Below are 18,124 nucleotides of genomic sequence, written 5' to 3' on the forward strand. Positions count from 1 at the left end.
TGGGACAGTTCATACCCGAAGTAGCCACAATGCCGATTCGCTGCGGCCCGCACGGGGCTGCCGGACGGCGCCCAGGACACGACCACGGGGCGCAGCGATGCGGATGGAGCCGGGCCCGGCGTGAAGCCGCCATCGCCACCGCCCTCGCGGTATGGGGTCAAGCCGGGCCGTCCTGCCTGTCCTGGAAAGAACCCCGGCGGCACGTTTGATCGAGAGGTTCGCCCACCTTTTCTTCCTGTTCACCGGCTCCCCGCCGCCCGATCTGAAGAGCTACAAGCTCGAGTACACGAACTCCTGCGTCGGCACGTGCGACATGCCGATCAAGGCGAGCTGGACGGCGGTCTCCCGCGCGATCCGCTACGGCATCCACTACACCACAAGGGCAGCGACTTCACGAAGAAGAACGTCGACACCGTCTACTCCACCAGCAACACCGGCTACACGATCAACGGCCTGTACTCGGGCGACGAGATCTGCATCACCGTGCGCGTGGCCAACCAGTACGCCGCCTCCGCCTGGGCGCAGACCTGGTGCGACACAGTGCCCTACTCATGTCCTGCGCCGGGAATTCGATCGTGAACTGATCGACGGCGCCACCTGTTCCTCGGCAGCCAACGGTCAACCTTCGCATCTGGGGCGGCGGCGCGGATGGCCTGGTCAAATGCGGTTCCACTACGTGCCAACCGCCTTCCAGCATCTCCACGGCTTTCGGGTCTACCCCGTGCAGCGTTTGACTGGCAGGCGGCGCAGGGTCCGGTTGACCCAGCAGATGACGGACATCTGGCCCACCGATGCAATGCGCACGCCCTCGCCCTCCGGGAGTCCCACCGCGGGAAGCCCCGAAGCGAACCCGATCATCATCTAGCAAAACGCCCGCTGCAGCAGCGGCCTCGTACGTGCGAAGGCGCAAGTACGACCAGCTCGTTGTGCTTTGCTCATGGTCGGGAATCTCCGGTTAGGCGTCGAAGCCGAAGGCTGAGGTCGAGGATCAGTCGATCTTCAGCGCGGTCGAGGTCTCGGCCGGTCAGTTCTTCGATCTTTCGGAGCCGATAGATCAACGAGTGCCGGTTGAGGAACAAGCGGCGGGCTGCCGAGCTGGTGTTGCCGAGTTCCTCTATGTAGATCTCCAAGGTGCGCATGAGATGGCTGGAGCAGTTGGCGTCGTACTGCACCAGCGGGTCGAGTGCCGCGGTTGCGATGCGTGATGCCTCGGGGTCGCGTGCCAGGGTCGCCAAGATGAAGAACGGCTCCAGCATGCGAGCATCGCTGACAGCGCCGGGGCCATGGAGTGCGCGTCCGATCCCAGCGGCATGCCGGGCGCGCGACAGCCCGTCTGCCAGAGTGCGCACGGTCACAGCGTGATCGGAGATACCCCATGTGAGCACCGGTTCGGGTAGTTCCGCAGCCAGGCGCTGGATCAGGTTGATCGGAGTCAGCATGGGCGGAACGTCGTCCGGAACGAGGATCATGACTTCTTGTCCTCGGCGCGTCACATGGAGGCCCTCGCCGCCTCTCCGCCGTCGTACTTGATCGACGACGTTGTCCAGCAGGCTGGCGTGCTCAGGATGCTCGCTCTGTCCAAGAATGAGCCGGTAGCGGTGGTTGAGTGAGTAGCCCAGCAGGGTGGCCTTGGCCGCGACCTCCAGGGCGGTGAGCTGGCCGCTGCCGAGTTCCCAGAGGAAGTCGCCATGTACACGCGCTTCTGCTTCGGCGACGGCCTGGCGGCGCAGCAGCTCAATGGCAACCACGGCGCCCGCATGCTGAAGTGCGCGCCGTTCGACGGCAAGGGCGCTGGCGTGCCGGCCATCCCCAATGGCGAGTACGTAACCCAGTGACCGATCATGAGCTCGCGCCGTCGCCACCAGCACAGCCGGCAGGCCAAGGGGTTCGACCCTGGAGAGTGTCGCTACCCCCTCCGTCTCGAAGCGCGCGCGGAGCTGCTGCTGCGTCTGCACCGGCATGTCGGCGACACGTGCAGCCAGCTCACCAGGGCTGAGCATGGTTTGCGCGCGGGAACCAAGGGACACCGGCCCAAGTCCGGCATCGAGTATGACGACCGGACGACCGATCATCGTCTCGGCGGCTTCGGTCACCGCCGCGAGGCCGTCCGTGCGCAGCAGGGCACCGATGAGGCCGGCAGGCAGCTGGTCACTTGCCGAAGCCGCCGTGTAACGTTCCGCCAGCAGTCGGTCCGCCAGTACGCGCAGGACATCCGCGATCCGGATCTCCCAGGGCAGCTCGATGATCGGAAACCCGCGCCGGTTACCGAGCTCGAGGACCCCGGCCGGTACCGTCTCGAACGGAGCGCCCTTGCCCACACAAACACACAGAGCGGCTGCTTCGGCATCTGCGATCTCACTGGCAAATTGATGAAGGCCGGCTTCGTCGTAGCCGGCTCCGATGGACAGCACGAACTCGCCCGGTGCGACGAAGTCTTCAACCGGTCCCTCCATGACGGAGACCCAGCGGACGTGACGCGTACGGATCCCGTCCCGGCCGGCCACGACACGCCCATGATTCAGAGGCGGAAGCCTCAGCGCAGCCTCCACCACGAGCCCCGAATCCGACGTCACCTGCTCGTCAGCGTCGGACTCGATGAGCTGAGCGCTCCCCCGACAGTTGCCAATGAGCAAACTGCGCTGAGCCGCGCCGTCCAATACTGTCATAGGGGCAGCCCTTCACGGATTTCCACAACGATTCGTGCGCTCGTCGAAACGAGTGATGCACACTGATTGCCGCTCATCCAGTCGAGCGACGAGAACGGCTTTGACGAAACTGCCCGGACTTGCCGGGTCGTCGCCGTTTAATTTGATCGCAGGGGACAACGTCGCCGGCCTGCGCGAGGTCGACCACGCGGGTAAGTAAGTTGCAGATGCATTCTCTTTGGGCTTGCCGATCACCTCGTACGGTGGATCTCGCTCGTCGGCCACGTCGCCGACGAATGATCAGCACTCGCGTAAACGAGGAGCGACCTCGCGCTTATCCTGCATGCCTCCCAGCAAAAGCGGAAGCGTGCTCATAATCACGATTGGGTACTCGCCTCGATCTTGAATGAGGATCCGTCGGCTTACTTGAGGGACTTTTCCGATCATTGAGAGTAAAGATTTTCACTTGTAGGCAGGCTGATGGCCCAGCCGTCGCGCCGGGCTCCGCGCCTCCGAGTGTGTCAACGGTCAGACGATTCCCCACCTCGAACGTCACGTAATGGGCCAGGGGGACACTGACGCCGCAACCGTCGAGGACCTGGAGACGGCGACCGTGCGTCGAGATCACCAGGGCGCCAGAGATTCGTGGGCCCCCGATAGCCAGACCGTCGTTCCGGCTGGTCAAGGCTGCCCAGGCGGCGGCCGGTCATCCGTGGAGTCCCGCCCCTCCCCGCGCGCCGCGGAGCGACGAGGTCGCCGACCACACCGTCACGCACGCACCCGAATCTGCCCCAACTCAGCAGCGGCGACCAGCAGCGCGAGACCTGCAGCGGGCGCGCGGCGCTGGTGAACCTGGGCTTCACCGTCACTGACTTCGCGTACCCCTTCGGCGCCTTCGACGCCACGACCGAGCAGCCCGCCGCCGCTTGCGGCTACCCGGGGCGTCGGCGGCCTGGTCACCCGGGTTTCTGCGCCCGATGCCCGAACGCCGAGAGCGTGCCCGCCACCGATCCCTACGACGTACGCACCTCCGACTCGGTGAAGACCACCACTACGTTGACACAGCTGGAGGGCTACGTCACTCAGGCCCAGCAGAACGGCGACGGCTGGGTGCCCATCGTCTTCCACCACGTCTGCGACGTCTGCGACCCAACGCACGCGGTCAGCCCGTCCCTGCTTTCGGCCTTCCTGAACTGGCTCCAGACCCAGCAGTGGCTCGGCACCACCGCCGCGACCGTCACCTCGGCGGTCGCCAGTCCGGTCCAGCCGCGCCTCCCTACGAGTACACGCGCAACATCCAAGTCGCCGGCCTCAACGCGCTCAACGCCGCCGTCGCGGTCATGAAGTGGAAGAAGCTCCGCGAGTCCTACCCCGATCTGGAACGCGAGCAGCACAGCGTCTACAGATCGACGGGAACACACTCAGCAACGAGGACGGCCGGTGAGCACCACCCGCCTAGCCCACGCCTTCGCCGACCACTTCCCCGACCATCTCGAACCGGGCGTGCTCTACGTGGCCATCCCCTTCGCCACCGCCGCGCACCTGTGCTACTGCTGCGGCTGCAGCTGCGGCAACGAGTTCGTCCCCCCTCAGCCCGACGGACTGGAAGAGGGGCACTGGCAGCCCAGCCCTCGAGCATCGAGGCACGTGGTCGCTGGGACGTCATCGCGCCGACGTCCCGAGCCACCACGTTGCGGAAAATACCCAAAACTTCAGCAACCAGAGCCTGCCCGTCCAGGGCCGGGAAGGCGCGAAACACGAAACTCCAAGCCATCTGGGTCACTGGTCACACGCAACCACCACCACAACACGGCCATGGATGTGGCCACCCGCAACATCACCGCCGTACTGCGCCCCGGGGCACGAAGACCCTTGGGATCGATCACCGGGCGGGGTCTGCGCCCTGCGACCTCACTGGAGGTCAGCCGATGCCGGTGACCTGGAGTGCGGTGGTCCAGTTGTTTTTGATGGCGCTGCGGGCGGCGGAGAGAGTGATGGTGCCGTTGCAGACGGCGTTCTTCAGCTTGGTCTCGGTGCCGTCCTTGGTGTAGGCGGTCTTCGTGCCGTAGTGCGGCTCGGGCCACAGGTTGCCGGGGTCGCGGGGCGCACCGCCGAGCTCCAGCGGCACGAGGTGGTCCTCCTCGTAGTCCGACATGTTGGTGTCGGAGTACCCGTAGTCGATGATGCCCTGCGCCTTGAGGGGGTTGGTGTAGGACGTGGGGGGCCGGACGGTGTCGGTCCAGCCGGACACGCAGATGGTGCTGTGAATGTTCGACTGGGTGACGTCGGGGTTGTACGAGCCGGGCGTGCATGACGAGTCGGGCAGCGGCAGGTAGGACTGGGAACAGGTGGAGGCGTGCGCAGTACCGGTCGCAGCGATGATGAGGCCGGCGGCGGCCATGCCGAGGGCGGTGGTGGCGGCGGTGACGCGGCGCAAAGGTCGCATGTGAGGGTCTCCCGCTTTTGGCCCGGAGGCGAGTACCGGGCGGCTGACGGAATGACACCACCGGCCGGATCTATGCGGGTAGACATGGACGGTGAACTTCAGGTGACCTGCACCTTTTCCTTACCAGAGCATGGGCGAGCCTTGCCTAAATGCCTGGTTTTGCTTGGGAGTTGACCCGAAGAGCCCGGATGCCTGAAGTCCTCTGCACGCCAGCTTTCCGAGGCGAAGACAGGTACTGTCGTCGGTTGTGCGGTTACCTAGCAGTCGGCCGCTCGTACGCCTGCCGCGCTTCCTGCACCCTGTGCCAGGAGACGATGTCCGGACGGCGGCGCAGCAAAACCCGGCGCTCGCGTTCGGTCATGCCTCCCCACACGCCGTCCGCCGGATCGGCCGGCTTCCTAGGGGCGAGCAGAAGGCCGAGGCGGAGAAGCTATTAACGCCGTTAAGACCCCGGGCCAGCGGCGGGCCCATCCGGGAGACGACAACAGCGGCGCCTCAACCGTTAACGCCGTTGATACCTCCCAGCGTCCGGCCGGGTCGGGCTCGGGCGGCCCAGCAACCGTTAACGCGCCCCTGCCGAAAGCTCGGCCACAAAAGCAGCTGCCAGCACCGGTGCGCGTCAGCGCAGGGTGAGAGTGGCCAACCGAGGCGGCTGCCGTACGACGACGCCCTCTACGTCGTCCAGCACATGCACGTGAAGGTGACTGCCGAGAACTTCATCCAGGGCGCGCGGGTCTGGTTGAGGATCCTCCGCGAGCAGCATCCCGAGGAATATCAGGCACTGCTGCTCAAACTCAGCCAGCAAGATCATCTGGACCGAGCAAGCCCTCCACGACAGCGCTATCCCGACCGGGGAAGGCTTCGGCGACATCGTCCTCGACACCTGGGACGCACAGCGTCGTAAGGGGGACAGGGGTGCGTGGGTGGTCATGCGAGCGCCTCACCCACACGACCGGCTGAAGCCACCCTGGCGGGGCGCCCCAACAGGGCCGGGCCGCGCTTCCGGCCGGCCGCTGCCCTCACCGCGGCCGGTCAGGCGCACCCGTCTCGGGCCTCATCAGCCGGGATCACCGGCCGAGAGAGGCCGAGTTACTCTGGCCTTGAGGATTGCTACATCTGCTGTTTGTCGATACCTAGCCAAGGACGCACAGTGCCGGGCACGCGACGACGCCTCGCAGTGACGGAGGTGCCCTTGGTGTTAACGGATTGTGACCCTATCCCTGCGCCTGTTCCCTGTCCCTTCCTGGAACGTTCGTGACCGCACCTCCTGTCCGAGCAGTCGCCGTCTCTGGCTGCATCGTCCTCGCGGCCCTGGGTCTGAGCTCCTGCGGCGCCAGCCCCACCGCCACACCTGAGAAGCCGTCCGTGGCCACCTCCGCCGAGAACGCGGGCGGGATGGACGCACTGATCACCGCCGCGAAGCGCGAGGGCACGCTCACCGCGATGGACGTCGCGCCCGAATATGCCAGCTACGGCGCCCTGATCGACGGCTTCGAGAAGAAATACGGAATCACGGTCAGGGCCGAGGACCCGTATGCCACGAGCCTGGCCGAGATCGACGCCGTGAAGAGCCGCAAAGGCCAGGCCAACGCCCCGGACGTGATAAACATCGCTGATTCGTTCGCGCGGGCAGCAGCCCGGCAGAATCTACTCGCTCCCTACAAGGTCGCCGCGTACGACGCGATCCCGAACAACCAGAAGGATCCCCAGGCCCGCTGGTCCAACGATTACGGCGGCTACATCTCCATCGGCTGCGACGCCCAGCGCATCAAGCAGTGTCCCCAGACCTTCGCCGACCTACTGAAGCCCCAGTACAAGGGCAAGGTCGCGCTCGCAGGCGACCCCACCACGTCCGGAAACGGCTTCGCCGGTGTGTACGCAGCGGCCCTCGCGAACAACGGCTCGTTCGACGATATCCAGCCCGGCCTCGACTTCTTCGCCAAGCTCAAGAAGACGGGCAACTTCAACCCCATCCACCCCACCGTGGCCACGGTCGAGAACGGCCAGGCGCCCATCAGCATCGACTGGGACTACCTCAACCTCAGCTACGCCGACACGCTCCGCAGCAAAGACGTGAAATGGCTGGTCTCCATCCCCTTCGACGGCAGCTTCGCCCAGTACTACGCGCAGGCGATCAACAAGCACGCTCCGCACCCGGCCGCCGCCCGTCTGTGGCTGGAATGGCTCTTCAGCCCCGAGGGCCAGAACCTCCGGCTCAGCGGCTACACACGCCCGGTGCTGATGAAGGCCATGGAGAAGGACGGCACCCTCGACAAGGCCGCCGCGGCAAGGCTGCCGGTCGTCGAGGGCACGCCGCAGTCCCCCACGGATACGCAGATACAGAAGGCGGCGGACACCATAGCCCGGGGCTGGACGAAGGCCGTCTCGGACTGACACCTCAACCCGCGGAAAACCGGGTGTGGATCTGCAGTACTACATCGCCGAGCAACTCGGCACCCCCGACGGCGTCTTGATCATCGATGACACGGCTTCGTCAAGAAGGGCACCGTTTCCGCCAGCGTGCAACGCCAGTATTCCGGCACCGCCGGACGCACCGAGAATTTGCCAGATCGGCGTCTTCGCCGCCTACTCATCCGTCAAAGGCCACGCCGTGGTCGACCGCGAGCTCTACCTCCCCAAATCCTGGACGGCCGACCGGGAACGATGCCGGGCCGCCGGCATCCCCGACGAACGCGCCCTTTGCCCCGAAGGGTGAGCTGGCACGGGCGACCATCCTTCGGGCACTGAAGTCGCCCCCATCGCCTGGGTTTCCGCGGACGCCGCCCAAGACTCCCACTTGCGCCGCTTCCTCGAAGACTCTCAACTCTCCTACATCGTCGCCGTGCCCAAGTCCCGGCAGGTTCATTGGACCGCGCATCGACCACCTCGCCTCCAGGCCCCGGCCGAGGCCTGGCAGCGCCTGTCCGCCGGACCGGGAGCCAAGGGCGAGCGCTTCTATGACTGGGCCGCCGCCCGCCTGCCGGCCCGTGCGGGAGTCCGACGACGACCAGTTGGATGCTCGCGCGCCGCAGCATCACCAGACCCGACGAGATCGCCTATTACCTCGCTGCGCACCCCTGGACGCCACTCTCGTGGACCTGGTCTGCATCGCGGGCTGCCGCTGGAAGATCGAGGAGTGCTTCCAGAGCTCGAAGAACGAGTGCGGCCTGGACCAGTACGAAGTGAGGCGTTACGTGGGCTGGTACCGGCACATCACCCTCGCCATGCTCGCCCACGCGTTCCTGGCCGTCACGGCCGCCCAAGCACGCGAAAAAAAGGGGCCGACAGGACACGCCCGACCTCGTGGACCTCACGCCTGCCGAGATCCGCCATCTGCTGGCAATTCGCCCCGCCACCATCCTACGTCCCACGCACACGCCCTGAAATGGTCGACATGGCGGCCGCAGACACCCAGCACACGCACGTCGTTGCCACTACATGCGGCGTCGGCGCGAACATCCTCGCGAGCACCGCTCCGCCCCCGCCAAAGCATCGCTACCCTACCCGCCACAAGGCCACTGACCAGGGAAAACGGAGAACTCTCATTGGAGTACCAACTCACCAGCATTGAGGTACTTCGTAGTTCTGTCGCAGTACCGGGACCCCGTCGCGGTCACCGCCGCGCCAGTTCAAGACGACGTGCGATGTCTCTTTGAGCCTGATCGAACGGCCGAACAAGGAACTCTCGGTGATCGCCGCCGTGATGGTGCATGACATCTGCAGCAGGCGCCGCGTGGCGGTGCAGCACATAGGACCGGGCGCGCTCGACGAGTGTGCCGATGTGTTCCAGCGCCTCGCGGTCGGCAGGGCTCTCTCGCTCGCCGCAGGCCAGGTACACCGGGGAAGTGTGGGCCATGATCGCGCGCTTCCACACGTCACGATGCTGGGTCAGGTGCTCGGGCCCACCCCCGCCGACACGCGCACAGATCCACCCCGGTCCGTCGACATGGATGTCCTCTTCGAGGCGCAATTGGTGCGCCCCTGCTTCGTTCTCGGTGCTGGCAATCACCCGTCCGGAGTGCACCAGCTCGAGCCGGAACATAGGCAAGACGCTTTGCGCGTTCGCCCGCACAGTGACTCGGCCACCGCTCTCCGGAAGTCGAAGTGTGTCGCCGATGTCCGCCCCGTCGACGGACAGGTCCAGGATGGGTCCGCTGGTCATGTAGCTGCGTCCGGCTTTGAGTGCGTTGCACCATGAGGCGTATCCGAAGTCGTCGTCGGCGCCCAGACGCACGTAGGTCCGGGACAGGCCAATGGGGACGTCGTTCGACATTTTGTCGGTGCCGCCGACGATGGGCACCCTGTATCCGGCGTTCAGGTACCGGTAGTAGTGCGCGAACCCGGGGTCGTCTTCCCTGGCCAGGGTCTCGATGGCGTCGACACGGTTGGTGGCGATTAGCGTCGCCTGCTCTCCCAGGGGGAGCGGGAAATGTGGGATGACGACGGTACCGCCCTGCGCGCGGCAGCGGTCGGCCCAGTCCGAGAGCGTCGCTTCCAGGCTGCCGCCCATCTCGGCCTCGTTGGGACCGTCGGTGCCCCACGGCATCACGGGGTCGGTGAGCCCGAGCAGGCTGAGGTGCCCGAGGAAGTGCTGGCGGTTTTCTTGCGATGTGAACAGTACGGTCTTCCCGTCGTCGCTGGACACGGGTCGGCCAAGAAAGTCTTCGATGTTGGTGAACAGGCTGCCCCACTGCGACTGCAGCAGATGCACCACGGAGACCCCCTCGGCCGCGGCCTCTTTCAACCCGCCGAAGCTGGACACGAAGTGCACGTGGGTGTCGCCGCTGTACCAGCGGTCCTTGTTGGGATCGAACCGTCGCCTGAGCCGCAAGGTGAGTTCGCGAGTGTCAGCGTCTATGGCGATCGTGTCGTCGAGCGGCTGGTACTCGAAGCCTCGCGCCGCACGGACGCGGACGTTTCCCCGCGGCAGCCATCCTTCGCAACGGCCGTCGATGTATGCGTACGTGGTGCGGCCGAGCCGCACGTCGGCACCGACGTCGATGTGCCAGCTCGCGAGGTCACTGTTGACATGCTGGTGGTGCCCGTGCGGCTGGTACGGGACGCCCTCGGGGGTACTGAAGTTGACTCGGCACGGGATCGGCTGGCCGGTCGTGTCGTCGACGATCTGCGTGCGGACCCAGTTGCGACCGAGTTCGGTGACGCGCAGGCCAGCCATTCTGTTGCCCGCAGAGTGAAGATCCGACCACCGTGCCTGCGACCCGGTCGCTGCGCCGGCGGTGAGGCGTACCGTCCCGGAACCGATCGATGAGACCCGCGCGTATGCGCCGACGACCGCCGAGTCGGAGGCGTCTCCCCACGTTGCGAACGGATCACCCGGTTCTGGCTGTTGCACGAGTGGCGTGGTGTATCCGACCGTTCCGCGGTCGATACCGACGGCGAGGTCCGAACCGTCGCCAGAGTAGCCGGCCGGTGGGTTCGCCACGACCACACGCGCTGGTTCAGGACGCAAGGGATGCTCGTCCACGAACCCCAGACACACGCCGCCGACCTCAACCATTCCGCCGTGGGCCTCGAGCCGGATCTCGATCAGTTCAGAGTCGTGATGTGGGCTGAGCCAGGTCCACAGGTAGTAATGCCAACCGCCCAATAGGTCTGCGCAGCGGTCGGCCCACCGCCCCGCCCCCACCACTTCGGTCTGCCGACGGCCCGTTTGCGCGAAGGGGCCATGTTCCCGATCAGGGAGGGTGTCGGACTGGTCGGGCACTGCCAGACTCGGCCGCATTCCCCAGCTTGATTCGTCACCGAGCCAGGGCGGGCCGACCTCGAATCCTTCGCGGATCGGCACACGCACGACCTCAGCGTTGGCGAACGTGAAGGCGTAGATGGCGTTCTGGCGACCGATCGGCCGGGCCGCCGAACCGAGATCGTCGCGGATTCGGTGGGCAAAGGTGACGGTCCTCGCTGTCCCGTCCCCGGGCGGCAGCGGCAGCGCCACCGACTCGCCGGGCGCCAGCCGCAGCAACCGACCGCCACCATCCTTCTCAGCGAACATGAAGGGCAGCCCGCGCAACAGCGACGCGCCGCGCCATGCCGCAACACCCGGCACCTCGACGTCGTCGGCAGCGTTGACGTACGGCGTCAGGTCCAGTGCTCGGTAGTCGTCAGACCGCATCGGCGCTCCTTTAGGTTGTTGGCGTTCAGGACTGATGCCCTGAACGCCCAGGGCAAAGGGGCATAAATCAGTACTTGCCTTGTTGTGGCTTGAGAGGAGTGGCCACCCGGTCGTTCCGGACGCCCTGAACCACTGATTGAGATCTGGTTGCAAATCGGCTGTTTAGGGGCCCGTCAACGGGGCGTCCGCAGGGTTGTACTTGAGTTGGGCGAAGATTCTTTCGTCGCACCGGGTGGCGTAGGCGGCGCCGCAGTGCGGGGAGTCGTGTGGGAGGTATTTCCAGGGGGGCGTGCGGTTGATGTGGAGGATCGTGTTGAACACCCTGCGCAGTTCGACTCTGGCCGGCTGTCCGGTCTGCCTACGATCGAGTCAGGCCTTTCTGCGGGCCGTCGACGTTGCCTTTCGCCTTCGCGTGACGGCGGCCAAGGCCGACGAACGCGAGACCCTGCTAAACCTACTCGCGACCGAACCGGGCGGCCTCGTCGCCGATCGGCCCGGGCAGACCCCGATCGGCGACAAACTACTTCCGCCGCGGCTTCGAGCAGCAATCGGTGTGAACCACGGGATACACCCATCAGCGAGATCACCATCGCCCTAGGCCGAAAACCTCAGCAGCCATGCTGCTAAACACGAGCGCCCGAACGACCTAACGGAGTCTTATTAACTGCTCACTCAGGCGCTGGCATGCGTGAACTCTCGCTCGGCACCTGCATCACGTCGCTCCGGCTGTTGGCCTGTGGCCGGTTCCCGATCCCGATGGCAGCCACTACGGCCGCGACGACGCACAGACCGGCGAGGTAGTAGCCGGGGCCCAGGAGGTGGCCTCGCCCGACGAGCCATGTCGCCACGAACGGTGTACTCCCGCCGAACACGGCGTAGGAAATATTATAGGCCAGCGCACTCGCGGAGGATCGGACGCGCGCCGGGAACAACTCGACGATAGCCAAGGGGGTTGTCGAGGCGACGCCACTCCAAAAGAGTGCGTACACCCCGACGACCAGTGAGGCTTCCAGTAGGGAGGCGTGCTCAAGGAACAGAAATGTAGGGATGGCCCACACCCCCATGCCGAGTGCGGAAGCGACCGCGGTGCGCTTTCGTCCCACTCGGTCGATGGCGTACCCAACTAGGGGGCAAACCGCCATGCTTACAAGACAGTATATCAGATACACGATCAGCGATTCGGTTTTGCTGAACTTCACCGACACTGTCAGATATGACAGGAGGAACGTCATGACGTAGGACGCAACCGCGTTGGCACTTGCCCACCCAATCAGTATCAACATGGGTTTTTTCGCGACCTTGAGGGCCTGCCTGAGTGGTGCGGATTCGAGGCGCCCCTCGGTGCGTAGAGCGTCGAACACGGGTGACTCTTGCACTCGCCGCCGCAGGTACACGCCCACCAACGCGAAGGGCGCCGCCGCCAGGAATGGCACCCGCCATGCCCACGAATTCAGTTGTTCCGGGGTCGTCATGGAGGTCAGCGCCACGGCCACCAAAACGCCGAACGCACCAGTGGAGTTGACCACCGTCGGGGCGAGCGAAGCGTATCGACCGCGTTGGCCGAAGGGTGCGTGTTCGATCACGAAGATGTTCGAGCCGGTGTACTCACCGCCAGTTGAGAAACCCTGTACGAGGCGGCACAGCAGAAGCAGCACCGGTGCCGCGGTGCCGATTTGGGCGTAGCCGGGCAGCAGACCCACGACTACTGTGCTGGCACTCATCAACATGAGCGACAGGAGGAGCGTCCAGCGTCGGCCGATCCTATCGCCGAGACGGCCGAATACGATGCCTCCCAGAGGACGGACGACCAAGCCGCCCCCGTAGATCGCGAAGGTGGACAACAGGGCGGCAGTGGGGTTGGATTCCGGGAAAAACACGGTGGCGATCGTGGTGGCGAACAAGCCGTACAGCCCGAAGTCGTACCACTCCACGAAGTTGCCGATCGCGCCGGCCCACAGTACTTTGCGTCGCGCGGCGCCATTGCCAGATTCGGGCGGTGTTGCTGAGTTCGCGCCCGCGCTTGATACAGCGGGATTGATCACGGTGCTCTCCTAAGGTCGTAGTTGCATCAAAGTGGTGGCCAACAGGGTCGAGACCACAATGCTGATCTGGGATCGGTCGAGAGTTCCTTTCTTTGATTACCGCAGGCTTGTGCGCCGTCTAAGACTCGGGCGACCCAGATCGGTAGCGCCAGCGTGGCTGCAGGGGCCGCTCTGAACGTCGGCGTAGCGGTGCATTGCAAGACAAGCGAGCCGATGTCGGTGAAGGCGCCAGTGTGACGCTCCTGCAAGAACACCTCGAGTGTCTCCGCGCGGAGCTGCTCGACGTTCGACGCCGACCCTCACACGGACGCCCCGGTCGAGGTCTTGAGTGTCATCGCCACTGCCTCAAGGGCGGCGGCCATCGCCTCCACGGTCTCGTCGAGCACGACCTCATCGGAGATGAGCGGTGGCGCGATCTGGAGCACGGGATCGCCACGGTCGTCCGCCCTGGCGATGAGCCCGGCCTCGCGCAGCGCGGGTGGCAGCAACTCGCGCACGAGCCTCGATGCCTCCGTCGGCTCGAAGCGTCCCTGTGCGCCGTCCGGCGTGAGTTCGGCGGCGAAGAAGAACCCGTCGCCACGCACGTCGCCCACGATCGGTAGCGGAAGTACGCGTTCCTCCAGACGCCGGCGCAGGTAGGGCTCGAGTCGGCGTACGTTGTGCAGGATGCCCTCGCGTTCGAAAATCTCGATGTTGCGCAGGGCGATCGCCGCCGAGAGCGGATGCCCGCCGAACGTGGTCCCGTGCAGGAGGGACACGTCTTCCCGGTAGAGCGGCTCCGCGACGCGCTCTGACACCAGCACGGCTCCCATCGGCGCATACGCGGAGGTGAGCCCCTTCGCGAGGGTGATGAGGTCCGGTTTCCCGCCGTAGCGCTCCACAGCGAACCACTCGCCCAGTCGGCCGAAGCCCGAGATCACCTCGTCGGCGACGAGCAGGATCCCGTGGCGATCGCAGATCTCGCGAAGCCCGGCCCAGTAGCCCGGCGCCGGTACGAGGCAGCCGCCCGCGTTCTGGACCGGCTCGGCGATCACCATCGCCACCGTCTCCGGGCCCTCTTTCGCGATCGCCAGCTCCAGCTCGGCCATCAGCGCCGCGGTGAGCTCCTGGCCCTGCCGCTCGGAGCGGAACGAATTCGTGTTCGAGACGTGCCGGGTCTGGATCGCCGGCGGGCCGAAGGGCTCCTTGAAGCGGGGAACGCCGGTGAACGACAGGGCGCCGAGCGTGACACCGTGATACGCGATGTCGCGTGCGATCACCTTGCGGCGGGCCGGCTCGCCTTTCGCGAGGTGATACTGGCGGACGATCTTCCAGGCAGCCTCCACGGACTCGGATCCGCCATTGGTGAAAAACGCTTTCTCGATTCCCGCCGGCGCCAGTGCGGCAAGGCGCTCGGCCAGCTCGATGGCGGGCGGGTGAGCGGTTGACCAGTTCGTGTTGAAGCACAGCCGCCTCAGCTGACCGGCCGCCACTTCGGCCATCTCGTCGCCGAAGGTGTAGCCGATCTGACAGCAGAACAGGCTCGACAGGCCGTCCACATAGCGTCGACCATCGGTGTCATAGACGTAAGGGCCCTCTCCGCGCTCCAGCACAGGCAGCGAAGTACCCGCCGGGCCGAACGCTCCGTTGGCACTGAAGTGCAGCAACAGGTGCTCGCGCGCGGCACGTTGCAGTTGGCCAGTCGTCATGCCCACGACGACCTCACCACCAGGTGATCGCGAAGCGTTGACGGCTCGAGCGCACGGGGCAGCGCTTCGGGGGTGCGAAGTTGTTGCGTCAAGTTGATCATTCCTCGGGGGGGCTCAGTCACTGTTGATGGCCAACCACTTGGTGTGATTCGCACGCCATGTGCACCTTCGCGACCTTCCGGGCATCAACCCCCCGCGCCCGTTTCATCCGCTTATTGGCGCTTAATAGCATCTGGCCTTTTCAGAGCGGAAGGTTCTCGCCGGTGGGCAGCTTCCAGGCGTGACAGGCCGCACATGTAGGCGGCTAATGCGGCAAATCGGGTAGAAATGCCTATCGTGGCCAAGATCAAAATCCGGCTCAGGTCGTCGTTGACTCGGCGGAAAGCTTGGCGCCCAAGCGGCCAGAACGACAAGGCGCTGAACGTCAGGAAACTCGGCGAGTGGTTTGACGGAACGTCATGCGTACGGCTTCAGTTGCCGCTCTCGTGGTTACGTTTTATGGTCAGCCATGCGCGCGTTTGCGGAGTCGAGGCTTGAGGGCGTCGAACTCTCGTCGATTACGGTCGCCAGGGCCCTGGAACTCCCGGCGATGCGGCGCGGGCTGCCCGAGGTGATGGCAGGACACGGCAACCTGGACCGTCCGATCCGCTGGGTCCACGCCGGCGAGGTACCGAACATGGCTTCGCTCCTGAAGGGCGGAGAGCTGCTCCTCACGGCCGGGATGGGGATCGGCTCCTCTCGCGCCGCCCAGGTGCAGTTCGTGGAGGCGCTGGCCAACCGCGGTGTCACCGCACTGGCCATCGAGGTCGGTGTCATCTTCGACAGCATGCCCGCGATCCTCACGGCCGAGGCCGAGCGCGTGGGCATGCCGCTGGTGGCGCTGCATGCCGAGGTGCCGTTCGTCGAGATCACCGAGGCGATCCACCGGGAGATCGTGAGCCACCAATTCGTGCTGATGCGGCGCGGAAATGAGCTCCACGAGCGCTTTACCGAGCTCATGCTGCAGGGGGCAGGCATCCCGGAGGTGCTGGCCGCGCTGGCGGAGGCTATTCACAACCCGGTCGTGCTGGAGAAGTCAGGGCAAGGGGTGCTGTACCACGCCGCCTACCGGGCAAGCGATCACGACGTCCTTGCGGCTTGGAACCTCGCCAGGTCCGGATTGCCGCAGACGCGGTCCTCTTTTGGCGTGCGCGTGCCCACCGCCGGGGGCGAGAGCTGGGGCCGGCTGGTCGCGCTCGAGCTGGACTCATCCCTCGAGGACTTCGACCGCGTCGCAGTGGAGCGCGCTGTCGGACTGATCGCGTTGACCCTCCTACGCAACCGGCAGGAGGAGATACTGGCGGCGCGCGAACGCGGCAGTGTCTTCACCGAGCTGCTTACGGGAGCAATGGACGAGCTCGAAGCCCGCGAGCGCACGCGCGCGATTGGATTCAGGCCGCCCGCGTTCCTGTTGCCAGTGGCGGTGGGATACGGCGCTGCGGGACTACAGTTGAGCGGCACCGAAGAGGGGAGTTGGGCGCTGATCGCGCGCGATGTATGGCGCGAACTCGACGAGAGCGCAGGGGTGCCCCTGATGGCCGGTGTCCAGCCGCACGACCGGCGCATCCTCCTCGCGGCAGGAATCCCGCAACCCGCCGACCGCACCCGCATCGCCGACCGCATCTTCCAGGCGACGAGTGTCGCTGCCCGACGGCACCTCGGCTCACACGGCCAGTGGGCCATGACGGTCGGCGCGGTGGCCAGCTCGTGGACGGGCCTGGGGCACGCTTTCGGCGAGGTGATCGAAGAGCTTCCGGCTGCGCTCGCCACGTCTTCCAGCCCCACCTGGCACGATGTCACGAGTCCGCACCTCGGACGGCTGCTATGGGAGCTCGGAAGCTCCCGCGAGCTCAGGCGCTTCGCCGAGCGGCGCCTAGCGCCGCTGCTGGAGCATGACGCCCGCCGCAAAAACAAACTACTGCCCACGCTCGAGACCTATCTGGCCTGTGGCGGCCACAAGGCCGAGGCCGCGCGCCGACTCCACCTCGAACGCCAATCGCTGTACCACCGGCTCGCCAGGATCGAGCATCTTCTCGGGGCGAGCCTCGACAACGAGGACACACGCCTCGGCCTTCAGCTCGCGCTGCGCGTGGCTGCGTCCCGCGTCAAAGCACCCTCTAAGCTCCCGGCTGAACTACTTTGGCCGGACGACTGTGAAGACTCTCAAGCCGGACAGAGTTGATCCGCACGCACCAACCCTGGATCAGCCCTTCGGCTCCCCCTCGCAGAGCGCGGTCGTCTTCGGAGGCTGCTCGTAGATGGGTGCTGCCGAGCTGGGGTACGACGGTGGACACATCGCTCGACTGCGCTTCACACCATACAAGCGCTTCATGTCGTCGAGCATGGCCGGCAGCGCTCGCTGCACGCGAGCAACGTCGCCGGACTGGACCCGCTCATACGGTTCCTCTCCGGAGTCCAAAGTATCCATACACGGTAAGCCGTCTCGTGCAGGTTCTTCATTGCCATACAGGCCTACCCGGCGTTACCGAGGCGGCTCGCCACCGCGGCCTTCACTGCGGCACCGTGATCGGCGTCGGCCAGCTCCGTTTAGCGAGGTCTGTTCGGCTGACCGCGGCCGGGGCCGCGCTCGTCCAACCGCCGAGTCTCGACGGGTGAAACGAGCCAAGCCCGCACGCGACCGCGTCCCGCACGGGCGTGATCGGTCGCGTGCGGATCGGATATTCCGGCGCCGAACAGGGCTCTGGCGGCGCGGCTGACCACCGCGGTGCGCCAGGACTTTTCCGACATCGACATCAGCCTGCACAACCACACATTCCGCCGCCTGATCAGCAGCGACGTCGACCAGCCGACGATGAGCGGCGTGCTGTGCGGCGAACCGGACATCGGCATCGGCCGATGAGACATCGTCCGCGCAGGGATCGAGACACATGCCCTGAGGACCGAGCACCTGGTCATGGCGGTGTCGAAGAATCACCGGCTGGCCGGCCGCGAGTCGGTCTCGATGGCAAAGATTCCGCGACGAGCCGGTCGTCTCGAGCAGTTCAACGCCAGGCCAGACGCCGTCCGCGCACCACGTGACGGCGGCCATGACAAGCTCCCCATAGGCGGCCATTTACCGCCCCACTGATGGCCACGGGATTCCCCGGGTACGGCCAGATTTCTCCCCGCTC

The 18,124-nt window shown here is 65.8% G+C and carries 12 protein-coding genes and 3 pseudogenes; 7 read left to right on the top strand and 8 right to left on the bottom strand.

The window, feature by feature from the left end; all coding sequences use genetic code 11:
* The first annotated feature begins 306 nt into the window (after positions 1-306).
* On the top strand, positions 307-579 hold the full coding sequence (locus tag AC07CM_RS48525; protein WP_478882993.1) for a hypothetical protein: 273 nt from the start codon (positions 307-309) through the stop codon (positions 577-579).
* A gap of 356 nt (positions 580-935) precedes the next feature.
* Here the strand turns inward: AC07CM_RS48525 and AC07CM_RS48530 are convergent, their stop codons facing one another.
* Both AC07CM_RS48530 and AC07CM_RS48535 read right to left on the bottom strand, forming a co-directional pair.
* The gene (locus tag AC07CM_RS48530; protein WP_478882994.1) at positions 936-2,666 is read right to left on the bottom strand and encodes a PucR family transcriptional regulator; all 1,731 of its coding nucleotides are present in this window, start codon (positions 2,664-2,666) and stop codon (positions 936-938) included.
* Positions 2,667-2,678: 12 nt separating this feature from the next.
* Positions 2,679-2,930, bottom strand: coding sequence for a hypothetical protein (locus tag AC07CM_RS48535; RefSeq protein ID WP_478882995.1), 252 nt, complete (start codon positions 2,928-2,930; stop codon positions 2,679-2,681).
* A 561-nt stretch (positions 2,931-3,491) separates the two neighbouring features.
* On the opposite strand from AC07CM_RS48535, the gene AC07CM_RS48540 reads away from it, so the two are divergent.
* Positions 3,492-3,989 (top strand): polysaccharide deacetylase family protein, encoded by a 498-nt coding sequence (locus AC07CM_RS48540; RefSeq protein WP_478882996.1) that lies wholly within the window; start codon positions 3,492-3,494, stop codon positions 3,987-3,989.
* A 577-nt stretch (positions 3,990-4,566) separates the two neighbouring features.
* On the opposite strand, the gene AC07CM_RS48545 is transcribed toward AC07CM_RS48540, so the two are convergent.
* On the bottom strand, positions 4,567-5,091 hold the full coding sequence (locus AC07CM_RS48545) for a hypothetical protein (protein ID WP_478882997.1): 525 nt from the start codon (positions 5,089-5,091) through the stop codon (positions 4,567-4,569).
* A gap of 253 nt (positions 5,092-5,344) precedes the next feature.
* Positions 5,345-5,467: pseudogene (locus tag AC07CM_RS48550) on the bottom strand (WhiB family transcriptional regulator); the annotation flags it as partial.
* Between the two features lie 878 nt (positions 5,468-6,345).
* Here AC07CM_RS48550 and AC07CM_RS48555 point away from each other — a divergent pair.
* The 3 genes and pseudogenes from AC07CM_RS48555 to AC07CM_RS48565 form a co-directional block, all read left to right on the top strand.
* The gene (locus AC07CM_RS48555; protein ID WP_478882998.1) at positions 6,346-7,485 is read left to right on the top strand and encodes an ABC transporter substrate-binding protein; all 1,140 of its coding nucleotides are present in this window, start codon (positions 6,346-6,348) and stop codon (positions 7,483-7,485) included.
* 25 nt (positions 7,486-7,510) lie between these two features.
* Positions 7,511-7,807, top strand: coding sequence for a transposase (locus AC07CM_RS48560; RefSeq protein ID WP_478882999.1), 297 nt, complete (start codon positions 7,511-7,513; stop codon positions 7,805-7,807).
* Between the two features lie 204 nt (positions 7,808-8,011).
* Positions 8,012-8,372 (top strand): annotated as a pseudogene (locus AC07CM_RS48565) (IS701 family transposase); the annotation flags it as partial.
* Between the two features lie 332 nt (positions 8,373-8,704).
* Here the strand turns inward: AC07CM_RS48565 and AC07CM_RS48570 are convergent.
* The 4 genes and pseudogenes from AC07CM_RS48570 to AC07CM_RS48585 form a co-directional block, all read right to left on the bottom strand.
* Positions 8,705-11,224: a CehA/McbA family metallohydrolase gene (locus AC07CM_RS48570; RefSeq protein WP_478883000.1), complete on the bottom strand. Its 2,520-nt coding sequence runs from the start codon at positions 11,222-11,224 to the stop codon at positions 8,705-8,707.
* Positions 11,225-11,416: 192 nt separating this feature from the next.
* A pseudogene (locus AC07CM_RS48575) lies at positions 11,417-11,593 on the bottom strand (IS5/IS1182 family transposase); the annotation flags it as partial.
* A gap of 299 nt (positions 11,594-11,892) precedes the next feature.
* On the bottom strand, positions 11,893-13,266 hold the full coding sequence (locus AC07CM_RS48580; RefSeq protein ID WP_478883001.1) for an MFS transporter: 1,374 nt from the start codon (positions 13,264-13,266) through the stop codon (positions 11,893-11,895).
* Between the two features lie 299 nt (positions 13,267-13,565).
* Positions 13,566-14,954 carry an aspartate aminotransferase family protein gene (locus AC07CM_RS48585; protein ID WP_478883004.1) on the bottom strand — a complete coding sequence of 463 codons (1,389 nt, stop codon included), beginning with the start codon at positions 14,952-14,954 and terminating at the stop codon, positions 13,566-13,568.
* A 508-nt stretch (positions 14,955-15,462) separates the two neighbouring features.
* Between AC07CM_RS48585 and AC07CM_RS48590 the strand changes: the two genes are divergently transcribed.
* Positions 15,463-17,175 carry a PucR family transcriptional regulator gene (locus AC07CM_RS48590; protein ID WP_478883002.1) on the top strand — a complete coding sequence of 571 codons (1,713 nt, stop codon included), beginning with the start codon at positions 15,463-15,465 and terminating at the stop codon, positions 17,173-17,175.
* A 543-nt stretch (positions 17,176-17,718) separates the two neighbouring features.
* Entirely contained in the window at positions 17,719-17,853 is a 135-nt protein-coding gene (locus tag AC07CM_RS48595; RefSeq protein ID WP_478883003.1) for a hypothetical protein, read from the top strand.
* The last annotated feature ends 271 nt before the right edge of the window (positions 17,854-18,124 follow it).

The organism is Streptomyces sp. NPDC044061 (genome assembly GCF_056434305.1).